Annotated in this window: 24 protein-coding genes; 12 read left to right on the top strand and 12 right to left on the bottom strand. The window is 58.7% G+C overall.

What is annotated here, in order from left to right:
- Window positions 1-20: 20 nt before the first annotated feature.
- The 3 genes from ACFO5Q_RS15680 to ACFO5Q_RS15670 all read left to right on the top strand — a co-directional run bounded on the left by ACFO5Q_RS15680 (window position 21) and on the right by ACFO5Q_RS15670 (window position 2,350).
- Window positions 21-1,241, top strand: a complete 1,221-nt coding sequence (locus tag ACFO5Q_RS15680; protein WP_068146920.1) for a divergent polysaccharide deacetylase family protein — start codon at window positions 21-23, stop codon at window positions 1,239-1,241.
- Window positions 1,242-1,246: 5 nt separating this feature from the next.
- Complete coding sequence (locus ACFO5Q_RS15675) at window positions 1,247-1,708, top strand: RNA pyrophosphohydrolase (RefSeq protein WP_068146917.1); 462 nt, start codon at window positions 1,247-1,249, stop codon at window positions 1,706-1,708.
- Window positions 1,709-1,834: 126 nt separating this feature from the next.
- A complete protein-coding gene (locus tag ACFO5Q_RS15670) occupies window positions 1,835-2,350 on the top strand; it encodes a hypothetical protein (RefSeq protein WP_068146914.1) in 516 nt (171 codons plus the stop codon).
- A gap of 76 nt (window positions 2,351-2,426) precedes the next feature.
- Here ACFO5Q_RS15670 and ACFO5Q_RS15665 read toward each other — a convergent pair whose 3' ends face one another.
- From ACFO5Q_RS15665 to ACFO5Q_RS15640, 6 genes are all read right to left on the bottom strand, one after another.
- Window positions 2,427-2,834 (bottom strand): F0F1 ATP synthase subunit epsilon, encoded by a 408-nt coding sequence (locus ACFO5Q_RS15665; protein ID WP_068146911.1) that lies wholly within the window; start codon window positions 2,832-2,834, stop codon window positions 2,427-2,429.
- A gap of 20 nt (window positions 2,835-2,854) precedes the next feature.
- Window positions 2,855-4,273 carry a F0F1 ATP synthase subunit beta gene (gene atpD, locus ACFO5Q_RS15660; RefSeq protein ID WP_068146909.1) on the bottom strand — a complete coding sequence of 473 codons (1,419 nt, stop codon included), beginning with the start codon at window positions 4,271-4,273 and terminating at the stop codon, window positions 2,855-2,857.
- A gap of 27 nt (window positions 4,274-4,300) precedes the next feature.
- Window positions 4,301-5,194, bottom strand: a complete 894-nt coding sequence (locus ACFO5Q_RS15655; RefSeq protein ID WP_068146906.1) for a F0F1 ATP synthase subunit gamma — start codon at window positions 5,192-5,194, stop codon at window positions 4,301-4,303.
- 25 nt (window positions 5,195-5,219) lie between these two features.
- Window positions 5,220-6,752, bottom strand: a complete 1,533-nt coding sequence (atpA, locus tag ACFO5Q_RS15650; RefSeq protein WP_068146904.1) for a F0F1 ATP synthase subunit alpha — start codon at window positions 6,750-6,752, stop codon at window positions 5,220-5,222.
- Window positions 6,752-7,312, bottom strand: coding sequence for a F0F1 ATP synthase subunit delta (locus tag ACFO5Q_RS15645; protein ID WP_068146900.1), 561 nt, complete (start codon window positions 7,310-7,312; stop codon window positions 6,752-6,754). The genes atpA and ACFO5Q_RS15645 overlap by 1 nt, the downstream gene beginning before the upstream one ends.
- Before the next feature lie 445 nt (window positions 7,313-7,757).
- Window positions 7,758-10,046 (bottom strand): primosomal protein N', encoded by a 2,289-nt coding sequence (locus ACFO5Q_RS15640; RefSeq protein ID WP_082719831.1) that lies wholly within the window; start codon window positions 10,044-10,046, stop codon window positions 7,758-7,760.
- A gap of 114 nt (window positions 10,047-10,160) precedes the next feature.
- Here ACFO5Q_RS15640 and ACFO5Q_RS15635 point away from each other — a divergent pair, with 114 nt between their 5' ends.
- The 5 genes from ACFO5Q_RS15635 (at window position 10,161) to ACFO5Q_RS15615 (ending at window position 14,754) form a co-directional block, all read left to right on the top strand.
- Window positions 10,161-10,622: a MarR family winged helix-turn-helix transcriptional regulator gene (locus tag ACFO5Q_RS15635; protein ID WP_068146895.1), complete on the top strand. Its 462-nt coding sequence runs from the start codon at window positions 10,161-10,163 to the stop codon at window positions 10,620-10,622.
- On the top strand, window positions 10,622-11,647 hold the full coding sequence (locus tag ACFO5Q_RS15630) for an HlyD family secretion protein (RefSeq protein WP_068146892.1): 1,026 nt from the start codon (window positions 10,622-10,624) through the stop codon (window positions 11,645-11,647). The genes ACFO5Q_RS15635 and ACFO5Q_RS15630 overlap by 1 nt, the downstream gene beginning before the upstream one ends.
- Window positions 11,648-11,650: 3 nt before the next feature.
- The gene (locus ACFO5Q_RS15625; protein ID WP_068146889.1) at window positions 11,651-13,201 is read left to right on the top strand and encodes a DHA2 family efflux MFS transporter permease subunit; all 1,551 of its coding nucleotides are present in this window, start codon (window positions 11,651-11,653) and stop codon (window positions 13,199-13,201) included.
- 182 nt (window positions 13,202-13,383) lie between these two features.
- Window positions 13,384-14,037 carry a fructose-6-phosphate aldolase gene (gene fsa / locus ACFO5Q_RS15620; RefSeq protein WP_068146888.1) on the top strand — a complete coding sequence of 218 codons (654 nt, stop codon included), beginning with the start codon at window positions 13,384-13,386 and terminating at the stop codon, window positions 14,035-14,037.
- 57 nt (window positions 14,038-14,094) lie between these two features.
- Window positions 14,095-14,754 (top strand): hypothetical protein, encoded by a 660-nt coding sequence (locus ACFO5Q_RS15615; RefSeq protein ID WP_068146884.1) that lies wholly within the window; start codon window positions 14,095-14,097, stop codon window positions 14,752-14,754.
- 6 nt (window positions 14,755-14,760) lie between these two features.
- Here ACFO5Q_RS15615 and ACFO5Q_RS15610 read toward each other — a convergent pair whose 3' ends face one another.
- Entirely contained in the window at window positions 14,761-15,228 is a 468-nt protein-coding gene (locus tag ACFO5Q_RS15610) for a hypothetical protein (RefSeq protein WP_068146881.1), read from the bottom strand.
- Between the two features lie 233 nt (window positions 15,229-15,461).
- On the opposite strand from ACFO5Q_RS15610, the gene ACFO5Q_RS15605 reads away from it, so the two are divergent.
- Window positions 15,462-15,719 (top strand): YjhX family toxin, encoded by a 258-nt coding sequence (locus tag ACFO5Q_RS15605; protein ID WP_068146876.1) that lies wholly within the window; start codon window positions 15,462-15,464, stop codon window positions 15,717-15,719.
- A 56-nt stretch (window positions 15,720-15,775) separates the two neighbouring features.
- Here the strand turns inward: ACFO5Q_RS15605 and ACFO5Q_RS15600 are convergent, their stop codons facing one another.
- Together ACFO5Q_RS15600 and purE are read right to left on the bottom strand one after the other, a co-directional pair.
- On the bottom strand, window positions 15,776-16,852 hold the full coding sequence (locus tag ACFO5Q_RS15600; RefSeq protein WP_068146873.1) for a 5-(carboxyamino)imidazole ribonucleotide synthase: 1,077 nt from the start codon (window positions 16,850-16,852) through the stop codon (window positions 15,776-15,778).
- A 27-nt stretch (window positions 16,853-16,879) separates the two neighbouring features.
- Complete coding sequence (gene purE / locus ACFO5Q_RS15595; protein WP_068146972.1) at window positions 16,880-17,377, bottom strand: 5-(carboxyamino)imidazole ribonucleotide mutase; 498 nt, start codon at window positions 17,375-17,377, stop codon at window positions 16,880-16,882.
- Window positions 17,378-17,603: 226 nt separating this feature from the next.
- Between purE and ACFO5Q_RS15590 the strand changes: the two genes are divergently transcribed.
- The gene (locus ACFO5Q_RS15590; RefSeq protein WP_068146969.1) at window positions 17,604-18,344 is read left to right on the top strand and encodes a GGDEF domain-containing protein; all 741 of its coding nucleotides are present in this window, start codon (window positions 17,604-17,606) and stop codon (window positions 18,342-18,344) included.
- A 67-nt stretch (window positions 18,345-18,411) separates the two neighbouring features.
- Here ACFO5Q_RS15590 and ACFO5Q_RS15585 read toward each other — a convergent pair whose 3' ends face one another.
- On the bottom strand, window positions 18,412-18,609 hold the full coding sequence (locus ACFO5Q_RS15585; RefSeq protein WP_068146871.1) for a YdcH family protein: 198 nt from the start codon (window positions 18,607-18,609) through the stop codon (window positions 18,412-18,414).
- Window positions 18,610-18,650: 41 nt separating this feature from the next.
- Here ACFO5Q_RS15585 and ACFO5Q_RS15580 point away from each other — a divergent pair, with 41 nt between their 5' ends.
- The gene (locus tag ACFO5Q_RS15580) at window positions 18,651-19,124 is read left to right on the top strand and encodes a TIGR02444 family protein (RefSeq protein ID WP_068146868.1); all 474 of its coding nucleotides are present in this window, start codon (window positions 18,651-18,653) and stop codon (window positions 19,122-19,124) included.
- Between the two features lie 6 nt (window positions 19,125-19,130).
- Here ACFO5Q_RS15580 and ACFO5Q_RS15575 read toward each other — a convergent pair whose 3' ends face one another.
- Window positions 19,131-19,703, bottom strand: coding sequence for a UbiX family flavin prenyltransferase (locus tag ACFO5Q_RS15575; RefSeq protein WP_068146865.1), 573 nt, complete (start codon window positions 19,701-19,703; stop codon window positions 19,131-19,133).
- Between the two features lie 156 nt (window positions 19,704-19,859).
- On the opposite strand from ACFO5Q_RS15575, the gene ACFO5Q_RS15570 reads away from it, so the two are divergent.
- Window positions 19,860-20,027: a YdcH family protein gene (locus tag ACFO5Q_RS15570; RefSeq protein ID WP_074519394.1), complete on the top strand. Its 168-nt coding sequence runs from the start codon at window positions 19,860-19,862 to the stop codon at window positions 20,025-20,027.
- 85 nt (window positions 20,028-20,112) lie between these two features.
- Here the strand turns inward: ACFO5Q_RS15570 and ACFO5Q_RS15565 are convergent, their stop codons facing one another.
- Window positions 20,113-20,790, bottom strand: coding sequence for a DUF1013 domain-containing protein (locus ACFO5Q_RS15565; RefSeq protein WP_068146862.1), 678 nt, complete (start codon window positions 20,788-20,790; stop codon window positions 20,113-20,115).
- Between the last annotated feature and the right edge of the window lie 194 nt (window positions 20,791-20,984).

Genomic DNA, 20,984 nt, shown 5'->3' with positions numbered 1-20,984 from the left:
CTCAAGAGGGATTCACGATCGTGCCGTCCAGTCTTAATGCTCTTCTAGCCGCTTGGGCCATCAGCCTGATTATCGTTGTCGGGGGAACGGTTTACTTTGAACTGTCCTATGACCCGAACGCGAAACCGGACGCTGCTGACACACACCAGATGGCCGACAATGGCACCAGCCATGAGCCAGACCAGACGCAGCCGGCAGACGATCAGACGTCGTCCCACGAGGAACCTGCGGTCGAAGAAGAAGGCCCTGCCCCTGTCGTCAGTGACCATCAGGACACAGACACACCAGCCGATGAGCCAGCAACAACACCAGACGCAGCACCAGACAGGGCCGACGATCAGCCTGCGATGCAGCAGGACATGGCCACAGGCCTGTCCCGCCCCGTTGAAACGCCGCAGACCCAGCCGACCTCACGGGCACAGATTTCCAGCGGCATTCGCGTGGAACCGAACCCGGACCTGATCGAACAGACCAACCAGGGGCCACTGCCGCGTATTTCCACGGAAGGGCGCCGCCCGTTTGACGAATATGCCGCCCCCATGCCGCGCAACCGGTACCTGCACAAGATTGCGATTGTGATCACCGACCTTGGCATGCGCAGGAACAGCACCCAGCGCGCGATTTCTGACCTGCCTTCGGCTGTCACCTTTGCCTTTTCACCCTATTCATCCGACGGGTTCGAATGGGGCGTGCAAAGCCGCCGCACGGGCCACGAAGTATTGCTGATGATCCCGATGGAGCCGGTGAACTATCCGCAGAATGACCCGGGACCGCTGTCGCTTCTGACCAGCCGGTCCTCGCGCGAGAATGTCAATTTGCTGCGAGCGTCGCTTGGCCGCATGTCCGGCTATGTGGGTGTTGTGAACCATATGGGCTCGCGCTTCACCGCTGCATCCGAAAGCCTGCGCCCGGTGCTAGAAGAACTGCACCGCCGGGGCCTGATGTTCCTGGACAGCCGCGCGTCGCAATACTCAAGGGCAGCTTCCATGGGGCGTGACCTGGGTATGCCCACAGCCATCAACAACACTTATATCGACGACAACGTGAACCCTGGCGAGATTTCCAAGCAACTGGCCGAACTTGAGAGCCGGGCCCGCACGCTTGATTATGCCGTTGGTATGGGGCGCCCCTACCCGGTCACGATCGATGCCGTCAAGGTTTGGGCCGCGGGGCTTGAGGCCCGTGGTTTCGTGCTGGTGCCCATCAGCGCGGTAGCCAACCAGCAACCCCTGCCGAGATAAGCTTCATGACCACAGACCTGCCGTACCGCCCCTGTGTGGGGATCATGCTGGTGAACGCCAATGGCCTTGTCTTCACCGGCGAGCGGATCGACACGCCCGGTGCCTGGCAAATGCCCCAGGGCGGGATTGATGCGGGTGAAGCACCGGAAGTCGCAGCCCTGCGTGAGCTTGAAGAAGAGATCGGCGTTGCACCGGATCAGGTGAAGCTTGTGCGCCAGACCGAAGACTGGGTGACCTACGACCTGCCACCACACCTTCTGGGCAAGGCATGGGGCGGCAAGTACCGCGGCCAGAAGCAGTGCTGGTTCCTGATGGAACTGACAGCCGGCGATGATGCCATCAATATCGAGACAGCCCACCCGGAATTTAGCGCATGGAAATGGACCACGCCAGACATGCTGGTGGAGGAAATCGTCCCCTTCAAGCGCACTGTTTATACCGAAGTGGTGAAACAGCTGCTGGGATAGGCCGAAACGGCGCGTCACCACGCCCATACAACCCTTCAGGCCAGCAATCGCCGAACCCGCCCTCGACAAACGGGCCCGCGTCGCCATAAGGTTTATTGACTTCACCTTAAGGGCGACAATCGGGCTATGGACAACAAGACAGTTACCAAGAAAATCACCGACTTCCTGAACGGCATTGGCATCACCACGCGCGAAGGCGAACTGCCGGACGATACGTTCCTGCCCGGCATAAGGGTAGAGCATGGTGAGCTGGTCTATGACCCAGCCCGCATGAAGTACCCGGGCGACCTGCTGCATGAGGCCGGGCATATCGCCGTTATGAAGCCCAGCCAGCGCGAAGACTGTTTCGCTGACGCCGGTGCAGACATGGGCGAAGAGATCGCGGCCCAGGCCTGGTCATACGCCGCTGCGGTCGCCTGCGAGATTGAACCCGAAGTGGTGTTTCATGATCACGGCTACAAGGGCGGCGGCACCCACACGGCAGGCATCTACCGCGACGGCCATTGGCCGGGTGTGCCCTTACTCGCCTGGATGGGCCTGACGGGCATGCCGGAAGTGGAGGGCGAGCTGGCCCACCCCAAATTCCCGGAAATGAAGGCCTGGCTGCGCGTGTGGGAAGACCCGTCGAAGGACCGCGGGTAACTATCAGGCCCCCACAAAGAAGAAGCGCCGCCCGGATGGGGCAGCGCTTCTTTATTCTTTCGCCGATTGGCTAGGCTTAGTGAGCGACGATGTCCGCGAGGGCGACCATCCAGTCCAGCTCTTTTTCCAAGCCTGCGCGTTCCACATCATCCTTGGCGTCTTCGATGTCTTCGCGGGTATTCGCGATTTTCGTGTTGAGATCGTCCAGATCCACATCTTCAAGAGACAGGGTCTCTTCAGCGAGGATCGTCAGGCCAGCCGGGCTGATTTGCGCCAGGCCGCCTTTGACGAAGAGACGCTCAGGCTCGCCGCCTTCGGTCTCGAAAATCTCAACAACACCAGGACGGATCGTGGACATCATGGGCGCGTGCGCTGGCAACGCGGCGAAATCGCCTTCGGTGCCTGGCACTACAATCATCGCTGCCTCTGCGTCTTTCAGAAGGCGCTCAGGAGAGACGATTTCATAGTGAAGGGTATCGGTCATGATGTCCTTGTCCCGTTTCTTTATGCGGCTTCAGCAGCCAGTTTTTCAGCTTTCGCGACAGCCTGTTCGATGTTGCCTACAAGGTAGAAGGCAGCTTCTGGCAGGTGGTCGTATTCACCGGCAACGATCGCCTTGAAGCCCTTGATGGTGTCTTCGAGGGATACGAACTCACCAGGTGTACCGGTGAAGATCTCTGCCACGTGGAACGGCTGAGAGAGGAAACGCTGGATCTTACGGGCACGTGCCACAACCAGTTTGTCGTCCTCTGAAAGCTCGTCCATACCCAGGATCGCGATGATGTCCTGCAGGGATTTGTATTTCTGCAGTACTTCCTGAACGGAACGAGCCACTGCATAGTGCTCGTCGCCCAGAACGCGTGGGTCAAGAATACGGCTGGTGGAGTCGAGTGGATCCACAGCTGGGTAAATACCAAGTTCCGCAATCTGACGCGACAGAACTGTTGTTGCGTCAAGGTGTGCGAACGAAGTTGCTGGTGCAGGGTCGGTCAAGTCATCCGCAGGTACGTAAACCGCTTGTACGGACGTGATCGAGCCTTTCTTCGTGGAGGTAATACGCTCCTGCAGGGCACCCATGTCAGTTGCCAGTGTTGGCTGGTAACCCACAGCAGATGGGATACGGCCCAGAAGTGCGGACACCTCTGCACCCGCCTGCGTGAAGCGGAAGATGTTATCTACGAAGAACAGAACGTCCTGGCCTTCCTGGTCACGGAAGTATTCCGCGAGGGTCAGACCGGTCAGGGCCACACGTGCACGGGCTCCTGGAGGTTCGTTCATCTGACCGTATACGAGAGCGGCTTTGGACTCGCCCTCAAGGTTGATAACCTTGGATTCGATCATCTCGTGGTAAAGGTCGTTACCTTCACGCGTCCGCTCACCCACACCGGCGAATACAGAGTAACCACCGTGGCCTTTAGCGATGTTGTTGATCAGTTCCATGATCAGTACGGTCTTGCCTACACCGGCACCACCGAACAGACCAATCTTACCACCCTTCGCATATGGCGCGAGGAGGTCCACAACCTTAATGCCTGTCACGAGGACTTCAGCTTCGGTTGACTGGTCTTCAAAAGAAGGTGCCTCAGCGTGAATTGGGGCAACCTGTTTGTGACCAACTGGGCCACGCTCGTCGATTGGCTCGCCAATCACGTTCAGGATGCGACCCAGCGTCTCAGGACCAACCGGTACAGAGATTGGAGCGCCCGTGTCAGTTACTTCCTGGCCACGCACCAGACCGTCGGTCGCGTCCATTGCGATCGTACGAACGGTGTTTTCGCCCAGGTGAGAGGCAACCTCGAGAACGAGGCGGGAGCCATTGTTTTCAGTTTCCAGCGCTGACAGGATAGCCGGCAGTTCATTGTCAAACTGTACGTCGACAACCGCACCGATTACCTGTGTTACGCGGCCAGTATTCTTAGCCATTTTTTACACTCCTTCGTGTAATCAAACTCAAAGCGCTTCAGCGCCAGAAATAATTTCGATCAGTTCTTTGGTGATGTTCGCCTGACGCGTACGGTTGTACGTGATGGACAGGCTATCAATCATGTCGCCAGCATTCCGCGTTGCGTTATCCATTGCGGTCATACGCGCACCCTGTTCGGACGCAGCATTTTCAAGAAGACCGCGGTAGATTTGCACAGCCACGTTGCGAGGCAGGAGATCGTCAAGGATCGCTGTCTCGTCTGGTTCGTAATCATATGCCGCACCGCCAAGCTCGTCCGCGCCCTCGTTTTCGTTGGCCGCTTCCGGCATCGGAGCCGGGATGAGCTGCTGCTTGGTTGTCACCTGCACCAGGGCAGACTGGAACTTCGCATAAAACAGCGTTGCAACATCAAATTCACCACGCTCGAACATGGCCAGGACTTCCTGGGCGATCGGCTGGGCGTCAGCGAAGCCAAGCTTCTTGACAGCCGACATGTCTTTCACGTCGATGATTTTATCACCAAATTCACGGCGAAGGACATTGTAGCCCTTCTTGCCGATGCAAAGGATTTTGACCGTCTTGCCAGCTGCGATCAGCGCTCTGATGTGGGCACGGGCGGCTTTGACGATGTTGGTATTGAAACCACCACAGAGGCCACGCTCTGAAGAGGAAACAATAACCAGTTCCACATCGTCCTTGCCAGTCCCCACCAGAAGCGGCGAAGCACCTGGCTGGCCAGCGACGGAAGCGCCGAGGCCAGTCAATACTTTTTCCATCCGCTCTGCGTACGGGCGGGCAGCCTCAGCTGCCTCTTGCGCACGCTTCAGCTTCGACGCAGCAACCATTTTCATGGCCTTGGTGATCTTCTGCGTCGACTTAACCGAATTGATGCGGACTTTTAGATCCTTAAGGCTTGGCATTGCTCAGCCTCTCCTATCCAGCTTCTTAGCTAAAAGATTTCGCGAAAGCGTCGAGGATGGATTTCAGCTTGGAAATCGTATCGTCAGACAGTTTCTTCTCGGTGCGGATCGTCTTCAGGACGTCAGCGTGCTTGGAGCGAACCTCTGCGAGGAACTGCTCTTCAAAGCGCGTAACGGCCGTCACGGCGATCTTGTCGAGATAACCATTCACACCCGCGAAGATGGACACAACCTGCTCTTCTACTGGCAGTGGGCTGTACTGGCCTTGCTTCAGAAGCTCGGTCAGACGGGCACCACGGTTCAGCAGCTGCTGGGTAGACGCATCAAGGTCGGAACCGAACTGAGCGAAGGCTTCCATCTCACGGTACTGAGCTAGCTCAAGCTTAATGGAACCTGCAACCTGCTTCATCGCCTTGATCTGTGCAGCCGAACCCACACGGGATACGGACAGACCGACGTTAATTGCAGGACGGATACCTTTATAGAACAGTTCAGTTTCCAGGAAGATCTGACCGTCGGTAATGGAGATCACGTTGGTTGGGATGTATGCAGATACGTCACCAGCCTGGGTCTCAATTACAGGCAGAGCCGTCAGGGAACCACCGCCACGCGCGTCAGACATTTTCGCTGCACGCTCGAGAAGACGTGAGTGCAGGTAGAATACGTCACCTGGGTATGCTTCACGTCCTGGAGGACGACGCAGCAGCAGGGACATCTGACGGTAAGCAACAGCCTGTTTGGTCAGGTCGTCGTGTACGATAACAGCGTGCATGCCGTTGTCGCGGAAATATTCACCCATCGCAGTACCGGTATATGGTGCCAGGAACTGCATTGGGGCCGGATCAGAAGCCGTAGCAGCGATCACGATGGAATATTCCAGAGCGCCGTTTTCTTCGAGCGACTTAACGATCTGAGCAACCGTGGAACGCTTCTGGCCAACAGCAACATAGATACAGAAAAGCTTTTCGCTCTCTTCTTTTGCTGCGTCGTTGGTGGCTTTCTGGTTGATGAAGGTGTCGATCGCAACAGCCGTCTTACCAGTCTGACGGTCGCCAATGATCAGCTCACGCTGGCCACGACCTACTGGTACGAGGGCGTCAATTGCCTTCAGACCGGATTGCATTGGCTCGGACACTGACTGACGTGGGATAATGCCAGGCGCTTTGGACTCAACCCGCATGCGCTCAACGTCTTGCAATGGGCCTTTACCGTCGATTGGGTTACCGAGGCCATCGACAACGCGACCCAGCAGGCCTTTGCCAACTGGAACGTCCACGATTGCGCCGGTCCGCTTAACGGTGTCGCCTTCTTTAATACCACGGTCATCGCCGAAAATAACGATACCCACGTTGTCGGTTTCCAGGTTGAGGGCCATGCCCTTAACGCCACCTGGGAATTCAACCATCTCACCGGCTTGAACCTGGTCAAGGCCGTATACGCGAGCAATACCGTCACCAACAGAGAGAACGGTGCCTACTTCAGAAACTTGGGCATCATTGCCGAAGTTTGCAATCTGGTCCTTCAGGACCTTGGAAATTTCCGCCGCACGGATATCCATTACTGAACCCCTTTCATGGCGATTGCGAGGTTGTCGAGTTTGGTTTTGAGGCTGTCGTCGATCAACCGCGAACCAACCTTAACCGTGAGACCGCCGAGCAGGCTCTCATCAACGCTAGCGTCGATAAGAACATCCTGGCCGACAGCCAGTTTCAATTTTTTCTCAAGATTCCCAAGCTGGGTCTTGGTCAGCTTGCGCGCGCTTACGACCGACGCCCGTACTTCACCGCGGTGATGGGCAGTCAGCTTTTCAAACGCTGCAATGGTTGAACCAAGAGCGCCAAGGCGGCGATTCGCTGCAAGCACACCCAGGAACTTCACTGTCATGTCACCAAGCTTGGCTGCTTTTGCAACAGCGTCGATGGCGGCAGATTGTTGGTCCCGGCTATAAAGCGGCGAGGAGACGAGATCGCGCAGATCCGCGCTTTCGTCGAGCATTGCCTTAAGCGTTGAGAGATCGGATTCAACCGCCTCGAGCGCCTTTGACTCTAGGGCGAGTTCAAAAAGCGCTACCGCATAGCGGCCTGAAATCCCGGATACTATCGCTTTGTGCGAGGTCACGTCAGACGTTCCCCTGGGTTAGGTCTGAACCTGTTTGACACACTTGTGAGACGGCCACCCGAAAGCACCGCCCACGCTCAAATTTTGACCTGTTTTAACGAACCTAACCATAGGCCCATCGCGGCCAAGGCCAGCCGAAATGCGTGCTCCCTCTAGCATAAGGATTTGGCGGGCGCAAGCCACCTTGGACCCGTTTTTGCAATCTTGCTCAGAAATGCCACTCGGCCCGCCGTGCCAACACCAACGCGGGCGGCTGCCCTGCCCCTTGGATTCTGCGAAAATCCCCAGCTATCAACGACTTCAGCCATCTCGCGGGCAACTCTTATATATATGGGCATGAAACACGGAAACGGGGACGCTTCCGCTGCGGCTCCGGCCTGATGGCGGCACTGCGGCGCGCATTCAGCCCAAAGACCACGAATCGCAAGCCCCACAGGCGCAAGGCTTACATGAAGCTATAGGGGTCGATGTCCACCTTGATGCGGACGCTTGATTTCGGCTTTACCCGCATCATCCAGGCCCGCACCAGTTGCTGCACCTTCACATGCTTCTTGGCATGCAGCAGCATCCGGAAACGGTGCTGGCCGCGAATGCGCACCATGGGCGCGGGCGCCGGGCCCACGATATCCACGCCGTGCTCCACGGGAGCGGCTTTGGCAAGCGCGCGACCCACCTCCAGCACCTCTGCCATCTCAGGCCCCGAAAGGATCACCGCCACAAGCTTGCCGAAGGGCGGCATATGATATTGGGCGCGGGCAGTCTTTTCTGCCGCCATGAAGGCGTCACCGTCCCCGGTCAGGAGCGCCTGCACCACCGGGTGCTCGGGCTCATAACTCTGCAGCAACACCTTGCCCGGCTTTTCCGCCCGGCCCGCCCGGCCCGCCACCTGCACCAGCTGCTGGTAGGTGCGTTCGCCCGCGCGCAGGTCCCCGCCCCGAAGGCCCAAGTCAGCGTCCACCACGCCAACGAGCGTCAGGTTGGGGAAATGGTATCCCTTGGTGACAATCTGGGTGCCGATCACGATATCCAGATGCCCGCCCGCAATTTCCTTCACCACCGCTGCAGTCTGGCTGGGGCTCATCATCGTGTCGCTGGTCATCACGCTGGTGCGGGCGTCCGCAAACCGGCGGGTCACTTCCTCAAACAGGCGCTCCACGCCGGGCCCACAGGCCACCAGGCTTTCCTTGCTTTCGCACGTTGGGCAGGCTTCGGGGATCGGCTCCATGTGGCCGCAGTGGTGGCATTGCAGTTCCTGACGGAAGCGGTGTTCCACCAGCCAGGCTGAACAACTGGGGCATTCAATGCGGTGCCCGCAAGTGCGGCAGAGTGTGAGAGGCGCATAGCCGCGACGGTTCAGGAACAGCATCACCTGCTCGCCCGCCGCCAGCGTTTCCTCGATCTCGCGAACGAGTATTGGCGACAGCCAGGTACCTGCTTCAGGCGGTTCAGCGCGCATGTCCACGGCGCGCATTTCCGGCAGCACGGCCACACCGTGGCGCTCCCGAAGCTTCAGCACCTCATATTTGCCTTCGTCCGCATTCACTTGCGTCTCTAGGCTTGGCGTCGCGCTGGCCAATACCACCGGGCACTTGGCCTGCATGGCCCGCACCACCGCCATGTCGCGGGCGTGATACAAAACCCCTTCTTCCTGCTTGAAGGAAGGGTCGTGCTCTTCGTCCACCGTGATGAAAGCCAGTTTCTTGAACGGCAGGAACAGGGCTGAGCGCGCGCCCACCACCACACGGGCATCGCCGGATGCCACCGCCCGCCAGGCGCGCCTGCGCTCAGCCTGCCCCACTTCCGAATGCCACACCACGGGCGCGACACCAAAGCGGGCCTCAAAGCGCTCCAGCCACTGGCTCGTCAGCGCGATCTCAGGCACCAGCACCAGAACCTGTGTGCCTTTTTCCTGCAGGGCTTCGGCTAGGCCTTCAAAATAAACCTCGGTTTTGCCCGACCCGGTGATGCCGTCCAACAGGAAAGGCTTGAAGCCGCCTTCCCACACGACGGCGCGAATCGCCTCTGCCGCTTCCGTCTGCTCGCCCGACAGTTTCGGGCCTTTGATGGCCGTATCCGGCTGCGGATAAGGCTGGTCGACGGAAATATCCAGCGCCACCAGGGCGCCCGCGTCCGCAAGGCCCCGCACCACGCCGTCCGACACGCCCGCGAGCGAGGCAACCTCCGGCGCCATGCGCGGCTTGCCGTCAGAAAGCACCTTCAAGACCGCCTCCCGCGCGGGGGTCATGCGAAGGCCCTCGGGCACATTTGGGGCACACACATAGTGCCTTTTTACCGGCACCTCACCAAAAGCCGCAGGGACAGACAGGCACATGCGCAAGACCGCCCCCTGGCTCGAGAGCGTATAGGCCGATACCCAATCGACGAATCGCATCAGGTCGTCCATCAGCGGCGGCACATCGATGATACGCTCAACCGGTTTCAGCTTCCCCAGCGGAAATGTCTTGCCGCCGCCCTTTGTTGGCCACACCACACCGATGGCCTTGCGGCCAGATAGAGGCACCTCCACCACCACGCCGGGGTGCAGTCGTTCCCGCAGGTCATCCGGCACACGGTAATCCAGGGGACCCGCGAGTGGCAGCGGAAGAAGCACGCTAATCCGCGCGCCTGCCTCCTCGCTCACGACTTCCTGATCCTTGAAAAGTTGCGCCTGCGTCACGCGGTAAGACCTCTGTGCATCATTGCCCCGACCGGGGCGACCATTCCCGGCCACCATAGGCGACAAAAGTCAGGACAGCAATTGCACCCGAACCACCGCACAAGGAATTATTAATAAGCTTAGCTTATAATTATGCTTGCTTATTAATTACACCGCACCATTTAAGGCACCATGAAACAGGAAAAGACCAACAATCCGTTCGTATTCCAGGTGGGAGACCTGTTCCGCCTGGTGCGCCAAAGCTTTGAAGCCGAGCAGGACCTGGACGTCACGCGCGCCCAGGCCAAGATGCTGATTTCCGTCTGGCGGAACCCGGGCATTACCCAGCAGGCACTGGCCGCCCGGCTTGATATCGCCACCATGAGCGTATGCCGGCAGGTTGACGCGCTGGAGGCCCGCGGCATGATCGAGCGCCGCACGGACGCTTCCGACCGCCGTGTCCGCCGCCTGTTCATCACCGAGAAAACCGGCCCGGTGATCCGCCCCATGCTGGCGCGGATTGACCATATTTCAGACCTCTTTCTGCAGTCCCTGTCTGACGACGAGCGTGAAACGCTTATGGACCTGATGGACCGCGTCATTGCAGACGCCAGCGCCAGAAAGACCGACCAAAGCACGAGTAAGAAACAATGATGCGTATCCTCCTTTATATCAGTGTCCCTGCCCTGATCGCCGTCACCGCCGCTTTTGTGTACCTGTCTGGCGGGCGCATGATCACCACCGACAATGCCTATGTGCGCACCGGCATCCTGACGGGCGCGGCCCGCGTCTCGGGCGAGGTGACAAAAGTGCACGTGAAGCGCAACCAGCATGTGGACGCGGGTGAGGTGATCGCAGAACTGGATGACGCCGACGCACAAGTGAAGCTGATGGACGCAAAGGCCGGGATCGTAAGCGCCCGCAACCTTGTTGCCGCCGTGCGCGCCAACTACCGCCAAAGCCTGGCAGCCATCGCCAAGGAAGAAGAAGTGCTGGCCTATGAGGAGCGCGAACTGCAGCGCGCCGAAGCGCTGGCAAAGGACAAGAATATTTCGGAAGCGACGCTTGATAGCCATCGCCACAAGGTGATGGAATCCGAACGTCAGCTGACAGTGCTTCGGGAAGCCGCCAACATGGCGCTGACGCAGCTGGGCGGCAACCCGGACCTGGAAACAGACATGCACCCGATGGTCTTGAAAGCCAAGGCAGCCGTGCGCGCCGCCGAGGTCACGCTGGATCACCTGAAGGTGCGCACCCGCACTGGCGGCACCATCACGCAGATTGACCTGCACCCCGGCGAATATGTTGCGGCAGGCTACCCCATCTTCGGCCTGACGGTGGATGATGACCTGCGCGTTGAAGCCAATCCCAAGGAAACGGACCTCACCCATGTGAAAGTGGGCCAGCCGGTCGACGTATTGATCGACGCGCTGCCGGGTGTGCACTTCAAGGGCAAGGTTGCGTCCATCGACCCGGCGACAGGAGCGGAGTTCGCCGTACTTCCGGCCCAGAATGCCACCGGCAACTGGGTGAAGGTAACCCAGCGAATCCCGGTTCAGATCAGACTTGATGAAGGACAGGACATCGGCTCCCTACGCGCGGGGCTGAGCGCCGAAGTCTCCATCGACACGGGGCATGAGCGCACCATGGACGACCTATTCACGCTTCTGGGGCTCTAAAGCATGTCAGCCACCGGCAATCCGGCAAGCGAGATTACAGACCACCGCACCGGGCTTCTTCTGTGCCTGATGGCGGCTGTGTCGCTGCACACGATTGACGCCACCATTGTCAATGTGGCGCTGCCGGAAATGCGCGGCACGCTGCAGGCCACCTTCGACCAGATCAGCTGGGTGGTCACCACCTATATCATCGCCGCCGTGGTGCTGACGCCCCTTGTGGGCTGGGCCGCGAGCCGCTTTGGCGTGAAAAGGCTGATGATCCTGTCGGTTTCCGTCTTCACGCTGGCGTCCGTATTGTGCGGGCTGGCGATCACACTTGAGGCCATGCTGGCCGCCCGCATTTTGCAGGGTGCGGCGGGGGCACCGCTGATCCCGCTTGCCATCGCCACCATGAACCGCATGTCCACCGATAATGCCGACCGCGCGCGCCTGATGGCACTCTTTGGCATGGGCACCATGGCGGGCCCCGTGCTGGGGCCGTCGCTCGGCGGCTATATCACTGACATTGCCAGCTGGCGCTGGGTGTTCTTCATTAATCTGCCTGTGGGCCTTCTGACAGCCATTGGCCTTGGCATGACCATGAAGCGCGGCATGCATTTCCCCGGCCATAAGCTGAATTTCATCGGCTTCTTCAGCCTCGCCATCGCCATCGGCACGCTGCAGTTGGCGCTCGATCGGGGCGAAAGCGAAGACTGGTTCGAAAGCACGGAGATCATCGCCTACGCGCTTGTGTTCCTGGCAGCAGCCTGGATTTTCACGGTCAACAGCCGCACGAGCAGCCGCCCCTTCCTGCCCGCCGCGCTGTTCCGTGACCGCAACTATATGATCGGCATGCTCTTGATTTTGATCACCGCCGGCAACATGACGGCGTCAGTGGTGCTGCAGCCGCCCATGATGCAGAACCTGATGGGATACCCCGTGCTGGATACCGGCGTGATCCTGATGTGGCGCGGCGTGGGCATGATGGCGGGCATGATGCTGACCCCGCGCTTTACCCATTTCCTGAGCGTGCGGCTTCTGCTCGCGCTTGGTGGGGCCTGTATGGCGGCGGGCCTGTTCCCCTTCATTCACCTGACCACCGAAACCCCGGCTTTCATTCTGGCGGTGCCGCCCATTCTGCACGGCTTCGGCATCGGCATCCTGTTCGTGATCGCCTCCACCGTCGCCTACGCGTCCATCAGCCATGAAATGCAGGTGGAGGCTTCGTCTGTCTTCTCATTAGTGCGCGGGCTTGGGCAGGCGGCGGCCATTTCGGTCGTCGTGGCGCTCGTGAGCCGTTATAGCCAGATCAACCACGCTGAGCTTGTGGAGCGCATCAGCCCCCTGCGCGCTTTCACGCCCAAGGCGATTTCAATGTCCGGCAGCCCGGAAGCATTGCAGCAACTGGCGATAAGCGAAATGCTGGTGCAGCGCGAGGCGGCCATGATGGCCTATAATAACGCCTACATGGCGCTGTTTGCCGCGGCCCTTTTCGTGATCATCACATCCTTCTTTGTCAAAATGCCCGATGAGGCAGAAACTGAGGAAGGCAGCGGCCACCCGGTCGAGGCCTGATTCCCGCACAGGACACTTGCCAATCCCGCCAAACTTGATTAGGGAAGCGGCGAAAAGGCGGACGTAAGAGCGCCGTGAATGCATAGTGAGTGCATCTGGCGCGATTTGCCGATATATAGAACAGCAACCGCCACTGAATATTGGGACCCACTCCGCGCGCCGGAGTGCCGAAGGAGCTAACAATGAAATTTTTCCTGGATACCGCCAACATCGATGAAATCCGTGAAGCCAATGCCACGGGCCTTCTGGACGGCGTAACCACCAACCCGTCGCTGATCAAGAAAGCTGGCCGCGAATTCTTTGAAGTGATCACCGAGATCGCCAAGGAAGTGGACGGCCCGGTATCCGCCGAAACCGTTGCCCACGACCATGAGACCATGCTGAAGGAAGGCCTCAAGTGCGCCAAGATCGCAGACAATATCGCGGTCAAGGTTCCACTGACAATCGAAGGCCTCAAAACCTGTAAGGCGCTGCGCGCTGAAGGCATCATGGTGAACGTGACGCTGTGTTTCTCTGCCAACCAGGCGCTGCTGGCTGCCAAGGCAGGCGCGAGCTTCATTTCCCCGTTCGTGGGCCGTCATGACGATGTTGGCTTCAACGGCATGGAGCTGATTGAAGACATCCGCAACATCTATGACAACTATAACTTCGACACAGAAATCCTGGTGGCTTCCGTTCGCCACCCCACGCACATCCTGGAAAGCGCGCGCATCGGTGCCGACGTTGCCACTTTCCCGATCGACGTGCTGCGGAAACTGTTCAACCACCCGCTGACCACCAACGGCCTCGCGGGCTTCGACAAGGACTGGGCAGCCACCGGCTTCTCGATCCTTTAAGCATTCAAGCGATCAGGGCGCGGCAACCCCGCGCCCTTTTTGTATCCGGGGCATAGCATGACCGATACTGCATTTGAAAAGCTGCTGGCGGAAAACCCATGGCCTGAGACCGAAGGCCTCGTGGCGTGGGACTATACGCTGGGGGGCTATGGCCGGGACATGGTGGATGAGATCATCCGCAAGCGTAAGCCCCGCTATATGCTGGAGATCGGCTGTTTCCTGTGCTCAAGTGCGAAGCGCTGGCTGAGCCTGGACCCTGAGCTGAAACTCGTGGGCGTGGACCCCTGGAGCGATCATCTGATCGAGCAGGTCCAGCGTTATGTGGGCCGCCCGAAGCTGACGCGTGAATACCCTGATATGGCAGACCAGAAGCGCTTCGCTGCAGACGTTGAGCGCCAGGGCCCTTTCCCCACGGCGCTTGCGAATCTGCGCGGGTTTGAGGGCCGCTTCGTGCCTTACCGCGGTCTGTCACCTGACGCGCTTTATGAACTGAAGGAAAAGGGCTTCGAGCCTGAGCTGGTGTATATCGACGCCAACAAGCAGGCCATTGACCTTGAAGTGTGCCATGAGCTGTGGCCCGACGCCCAGATCACCGGCGACGACTGGCACTGGAGCCGGTCAAAAGGCTTCCCCATGCGCGATATCGTCTATGCCTTCGCCGATAAATACGGTTTCAAGGTCCACGCCGAACACGCCACCTGGATTCTGGAGCGCTAGGCCGCTTCAAATCGGGTCGCCATAAGTAGCATCGCACTTGATGGCGCCGGGCTTGAAGAAGGCAAGACCAGCCTTCTTGAGATCCGCATACCCGACGATGCGTCTTTCCACAAAGCCTTCGGTGACCTGTGTTTCTGCCGCGTGATTCTGTGTGGCAGGTATGGCTCTGGTGCGCGTGAAAGACCAGCCGGAACTGGCGCGGTCATCCGGCCTGAGCGCAACCATCTGCCACACAAGGCCGGAGCCGCGGCAGAAATCCCAAAACAGATAATGGTCAAGACTGGGGCTGACGATGCGCGCGCTGCCGAACTGCAGGAAACGCGGCACCTGTTCAATGATAACAATCCGGCCCTTCAGCGAGACGCGCTCAAGCTCTGACCGGTCGATTTTCATTTCCGGCCACTCACCCGCCGTCGGCGCTGAAGCGCACCCCGCAAGCAGCATGGCTGAAATGCCAAATATCCAATGTCGCATAAGGCCTCCCCACCTGATGTGGCAACCTTATACCAAAAGTTATATCATTACAACTTTCTGGAACTAGACAGGCCCCGCCCGCTTCCGCTATGAATAGCGTTCCAGATACGGAGCGTTTGTGAAACTACTGTCAGAGACCCGCTAGGCCCTGCCCCACTTGAGGCGGCAGGGAAATAGAAACCCTCCCCCACCCGCGTGGGCGGAGCCCTTTTCTATGTGGCGGAGTTTCCCCATTGAATATTTCGAAATCCGAACAGCGCGCGCTGCATGCTTTGGCGCAGGGCGGCGCTATTCTTATTGAACGCGACGAGCGCAGGAAAATTATTGAAGCCAATTGTGTGAACCGCGAAGGCTGGCGCCTTGCGGGCTTCAGCGTTGGCCTGTTCCGAAAAATGAAGCGGCGCGGCTTCATCGCCAGCCGTGGCGGCGGGCCTTACCGCATCACCATGCATGGGCTGGCCAGTGTCCGCGCCCAGCTGGACAACAAATAAAACAAAAAAGGGAGGCTGCGGCCTCCCTCTCGCTTCCTGCGTTTATTCGCCAGCGTCTATTCGTCTGGGTTAACCCAGGTCACGTGGCCCATCTTGCGGCCTTCGCGCGGCTCCAGCTTGCCATAGTGGTGGAAGTGAGCCTTAGGGTCAGAGAGGTATTTCTCCCAATCCAGGATATCTTCGCCCAGAAGGTTTTTCATCAATACCTTGCCCTTGGCATCGGTGCCCCCAAGCGGCAGGTCACAGATGGCGCGGATATGCTGTTCGAACTGGCTGGTGACAGCACCTTCAATGGTCCAATGGCCGCTGTTGTGCACGCGCGGGGCGATCTCGTTGACCACAATCTCGCCTGTGCCGTCGCTCACGAACATCTCAACGGTCATCACGCCGATATATTCAAGCGCATTGGCGATACGGGTTGCCATTACCTTGGCCTTGGCCTCGACCACTTCAGAGATTTGCGCCGGCACCGTGCTGGTGTCCAGAATATGGTTGGTGTGCACGTTTTCCGCCACGGGGAAAGCCGCCACATCGCCCGATGCCGAGCGCGCCACAACAACGCTGATCTCGCGGTCGAATGTCACGAACCCTTCAAGGATGGCAGGCGCACCCTTGGTGACATCCATGACAAGGTCCACGTCCTTGCGGGCCTTGATCATCAACTGGCCCTTGCCGTCATAGCCAAACCGGCGGGTCTTGGCGACAGACGGGCGGCCAATTTCCTTGAAGGCCTCATCCAGCTCTTCCTGGGTCTGGAAAGGCATGAAGGGCGCGGTTTTCACACCGCACTCATTAAGGAATTTCTTCTCGACCAGACGGTCCTGCGACACTTCGAGCGCACGCGCGCCAGGGCGCAGCAGCGTTTCCTTTGCCACGATCTCAGCCGTGCGGGCCGGGACGTTTTCAAATTCGTAGGTCGCTACATCGACGCTGGAGGCAAATTCTGCGAGCGCGTCTTCATTTTCATATTCAGCGATGGTGAAATCGCTGGCCACATGAAAGGCCGGGCTGCGAACATCGGGGCAAAAGATATGGCACCGATAGCCAAGGCGGGCAGCTGCCAAGGCGAGCATGCGGCCAAGCTGGCCACCGCCTAGAATTCCAATTTTTCCACCTGGTGCGATCTGTGTCATGCGGGGTCCTGCCTTTGCAGTTAGCGGTTAAGCGTCGTCTACAGGAATTTCAGCCACGCTTTCAGTTTGCGCGGCGCGCCAGGCATCGAGCTTGGCAGCAACTTCTTCATCCATCAGGGCGATCACGGCTGCCGCCAGAAGGCCGGCATTCTTGGCCCCTGCCTTGCCGATTGCGAGCGTACCAACAGGCACACCGCCCGGCATCTGCACGATCGACAGCAGGCTGTCCTTGCCCGAAAGCATGCTGGATTTAACAGGCACCCCGAAGACCGGCAGCGGGGTCATGGCTGCGGCCATCCCCGGCAGGTGCGCCGCACCGCCCGCACCCGCGATAATGCACTTGAACCCGCGGTCACGCGCGGTCTTGGCATAGTCATACAGGCGGTCAGGGGTACGGTGGGCGGAAACGATGCGGGTCTCATAAGACACGCCAAGTTCATCAAGCACATCGGCTGCGTGCTTCATTGTCGGCCAGTCAGACTGGCTACCCATAATGATTCCGATTTCGGGCGTCTCTATGCTCATGGTCGCTTCCATCCTCGTTTCCATGACGATATCCGTAGGCACGGCAACCCATCTGCCGCCCGGCGGAGCGCGCATTATAGGCATGCGCCTCCTTAATGCAAGCTTTGCCGGAAAGCCCCGAAATCCGCCTAATTCGCGCCAATTTTATCAGGAAACTTGCAAGTCGATTCACAAAGACGCCATAATGGGTTATGTGCAGTCAAAAGTAACCGGTACAGGGTTTTGTATGAAAATAACCAATACACCCGGCGTCATGCGTACCGCCCCGACGCGCCCCGTGCGCAAAACCGGGGCGACCGGTAGCGCGACTGAAACGTCCGGCGCGCGCGAAATAAACGACACCGTGCAGGTTACGACCATTCCCCCTGAGGAAATGACCCCACGCGTCCAGCAGGCGATCATGTCGCTGATGGAAGAAGTGGACAAGCTCAGGCGTGAACTGGACGCCACCAACAGGCGGCTGCGGGAAATGGAAGACATGGCGGATACAGACGCCCTGCTCCCGATCCCGAACCGGCGCGCCTTTGTGCGCGAGCTGAACCGCATGATCAGCTTCGCTGAACGGTACGGCACGCCGTCGACGCTGATGTTCATTGACCTCAACGACATGAAGTTGATCAACGACAAATACGGCCATGAGGCAGGCGACAAGGCGCTCTTCCACGTGGCCCGGACGCTGGTTGACAATGTCCGCGGCACCGATGTGATCGGCCGCCTGGGCGGTGACGAGTTTGGGGTGATTCTGGCACAGGCCGATGAACAGGTTGGCCACGACAAGGCCGCCTCGCTTGCGCAGACCATTGCTGAGAACCCGCTGGTGATCGGCGGTGAGACCATCAAGATGAGCATGGCCTTCGGCACCTATACCTTCCGTCAGGGCGACAAGCCAGACGAGGCAATCGACAAGGCCGACAGGGCCATGTATGAGCACAAGCGGGACATGAAGGGCGACAGCGAGCCACGCTAGGGGCCAAACCGGGAGACAAGACCGTCAGCCCCATTAGTCAGAAAATGGTTCCTCAAACGAGGATGTCTTAAGCGATAATGTCAGGCACCAGAATATTGCGCAGTTTGGAAATCTCGTCCTTCAAAAGAAGCTTGCGTTTCTTCATCCGCTGCACCTGCAACAGATCAAACGTGCCGGCGCGCTGCAGCGCGGTAATAGCATCATCCAGGTCGCGGTGTTCCTCCATAAGGGCGGAAATCTGCTCCCTGATGGCATCCTCATCCATATACTGGCCCCAAAACTCATTTGAACTGGGGTGGTTATAGCATGGCAGACGCCGACATAGAAGCAAAGGCAGCAACCGCGTGGCCCACGCCGGACGATTTTTGGAATTTCGCCTGCGGGACCTATGCCCACGCCCCGATGCAGGAAGCCTGCCTTGAGGCCCAGGACAGCCTTGGCGCGGACGTAAACCTACTGCTGCTGTGCCTATGGATGGACGATCACGGCGTACGCCCGGCGGCAGATAACTGGGATATGCTCTTGGAAGCCGCAGACTGGTGGCAGCGCGAGCGCCTGGCCCCGCTGCGCATGGCACGGAAGGCCCTTAGGGGGCAGGACGGCTACGAAGACGCCAAGGCAGAAGAACTGGCGATGGAACAGGCCGAGCAACGCGCGCTTCTGAAGTGCCTCATACGCCCGCCTGTAAAATCAGGCCACGCCCGCGACGTATGGCCCTGCGTCAGCAGCTATCTGCAGATTTGCGGCGGCAAGCTCAAGGCACCGAAAACGCCTAAGTAAAGCCAGCTATTGGCCCCAGCGGTTAAGGCCTTCCACTTCCAGGTCAAACAGGTCAAGCGCGCGGGCGGCCGTGTAGGTCACCATCTCGTCGATGCTCGCCGGTTTGGCGTAAAGGCTTGGCACAGGCGGGGCGATTATCGCGCCCATCTCGCTCAGCGCGGTCATGGTGCGCAGATGCCCGGTATGCAAAGGCGTTTCCCGCACCATCAGCACAAGGCGCTTGCGCTCCTTCAGAATCACGTCCGCCGCACGGCTGACCAGGCTGGAGGTAATCCCGGTGCGTATTTCCCCCATGGTCTTAATGGAACACGGCGCAATCAGCATGCCCATGGTGCGGAAAGACCCGCTGGCGATCGCTGCACCAATATCCTTCGCCGGATAGAGCACATCCGCCATAGCTTGCACCTCACGCACGCTATAGTCCGTTTCCTCAAGAAGGGTACGTTCACCCGCCTTGGACATCACCAGATGGCGTTCCACATCCAGGTCCGCCAGAAGCTCAAGCGCCCGCACGCCGTAGGCCACACCACTGGCGCCTGTGATGGCAACAATCAACCTTTTCTTTCGAGTCTCTGCCATTTGGCGCAATAATCCTTCAATTGGCGGTTTTCCGGCGATTTGCTAAGTGCCCGAAGATACAGGACAAGTGGTCAGGCGCAAATGTTTTCCGTGACAAAAGCCCCACCTTTTGGTCTCATGGAAGTGTCTTAAAATCGTAACAAAAGGAGTGCGGGAATGAACCTACAGTCGCATGTGAATACCTTGAACGCGAAACATGCTGAAATTGAAGAGATCATCACCCGGGAAGAACACAGGCCGTGCCCCGATACGATACGAATAGCACAGCTTAAGAAGCAGAAACTCCGCCTGAAAGAAGAAATGACCCGCCTGGTCAGGCACTAACGGCAAATAGATAGAACAAAAAAAGCGCGAGGCAGGTCCTCGCGCTTTTTGTTTGCCCTGATGGCTTTCACCCGAATGTCAGGTTTTATTCTTTGTCAGCGTCCTCAGCAGGCGCTTCACCAAATACGTCAGCTGCCGTCAGCTCTTTTTCCGGAGCGGCTTCCACCGGCGCTTCAACTGGAGCCTCGACTGGCGCTTCTGCAGCTTCAGCCGGGGCTTCACCGGACTTTGCAGCAGCCTTGTCGCGGCGGGCAGCAGCCTGGCGCACAGCTTCATCAAGCTCAATCTGCTTGCAAAGGCCCAGGCCAACCGGGTCCTGCGGCTTGATATTCTGGATGTTCCAGTGGCTGCGTTCACGGATCGCGCTGATTGTCGGCTTGGTGGTACCCACCAGGCGGCTGATCTGCAGGTCTGAAAGCTCTGGGTGATTGCGCACGAGCCAAGCGATCGCGTCTGGCTTGTCCTGACGCTTGGACACCGGCGTATAGCGCGGGCCCTTTGTGCGCGGAACCGCTTTCACATCATCTTCACTGAGCACCAGCGATGCTTTCGCATCTGCCTGGCAGCGGTTGATCTCGTCCCACGTCAGCTGGCCGCTGGCCGTTGGATCCTGCCCCACAATGTTCATGCCAACAGTGCCGTCTGCAACGCCCTGAACTTCAAGTTCGTGCAACTGGCAGAATTCGGCAATCTGCTTGAATGTAAGCGCCGTGTTATCCACCAGCCATACAGCGGTGGCCATCGGCATCAAAGGTTGTGTCATCCCGTTATCCCTTGTTTACGGAAATTCCTCTTCGCCCAGATAAGCGGTGCCGCCTACCTGCCCTCTCTGGATCCATGTTTTTCCTGAAAGGGGGGAGAGAAATTCCTCCCACGCCATGTGTAACAGGTAGAAAGGCCTCTGTCATGGCGAAACATGGTCAAAAGGCCAGATTTTATCCCCTTTCAGGCAGCTTT

It is taken from the genome of Kordiimonas lipolytica (genome assembly GCF_042651265.1).
Taxonomy (GTDB): domain Bacteria; phylum Pseudomonadota; class Alphaproteobacteria; order Sphingomonadales; family Kordiimonadaceae; genus Kordiimonas; species Kordiimonas lipolytica.
This window is presented reverse-complemented; position numbering and strand designations above follow the sequence as displayed.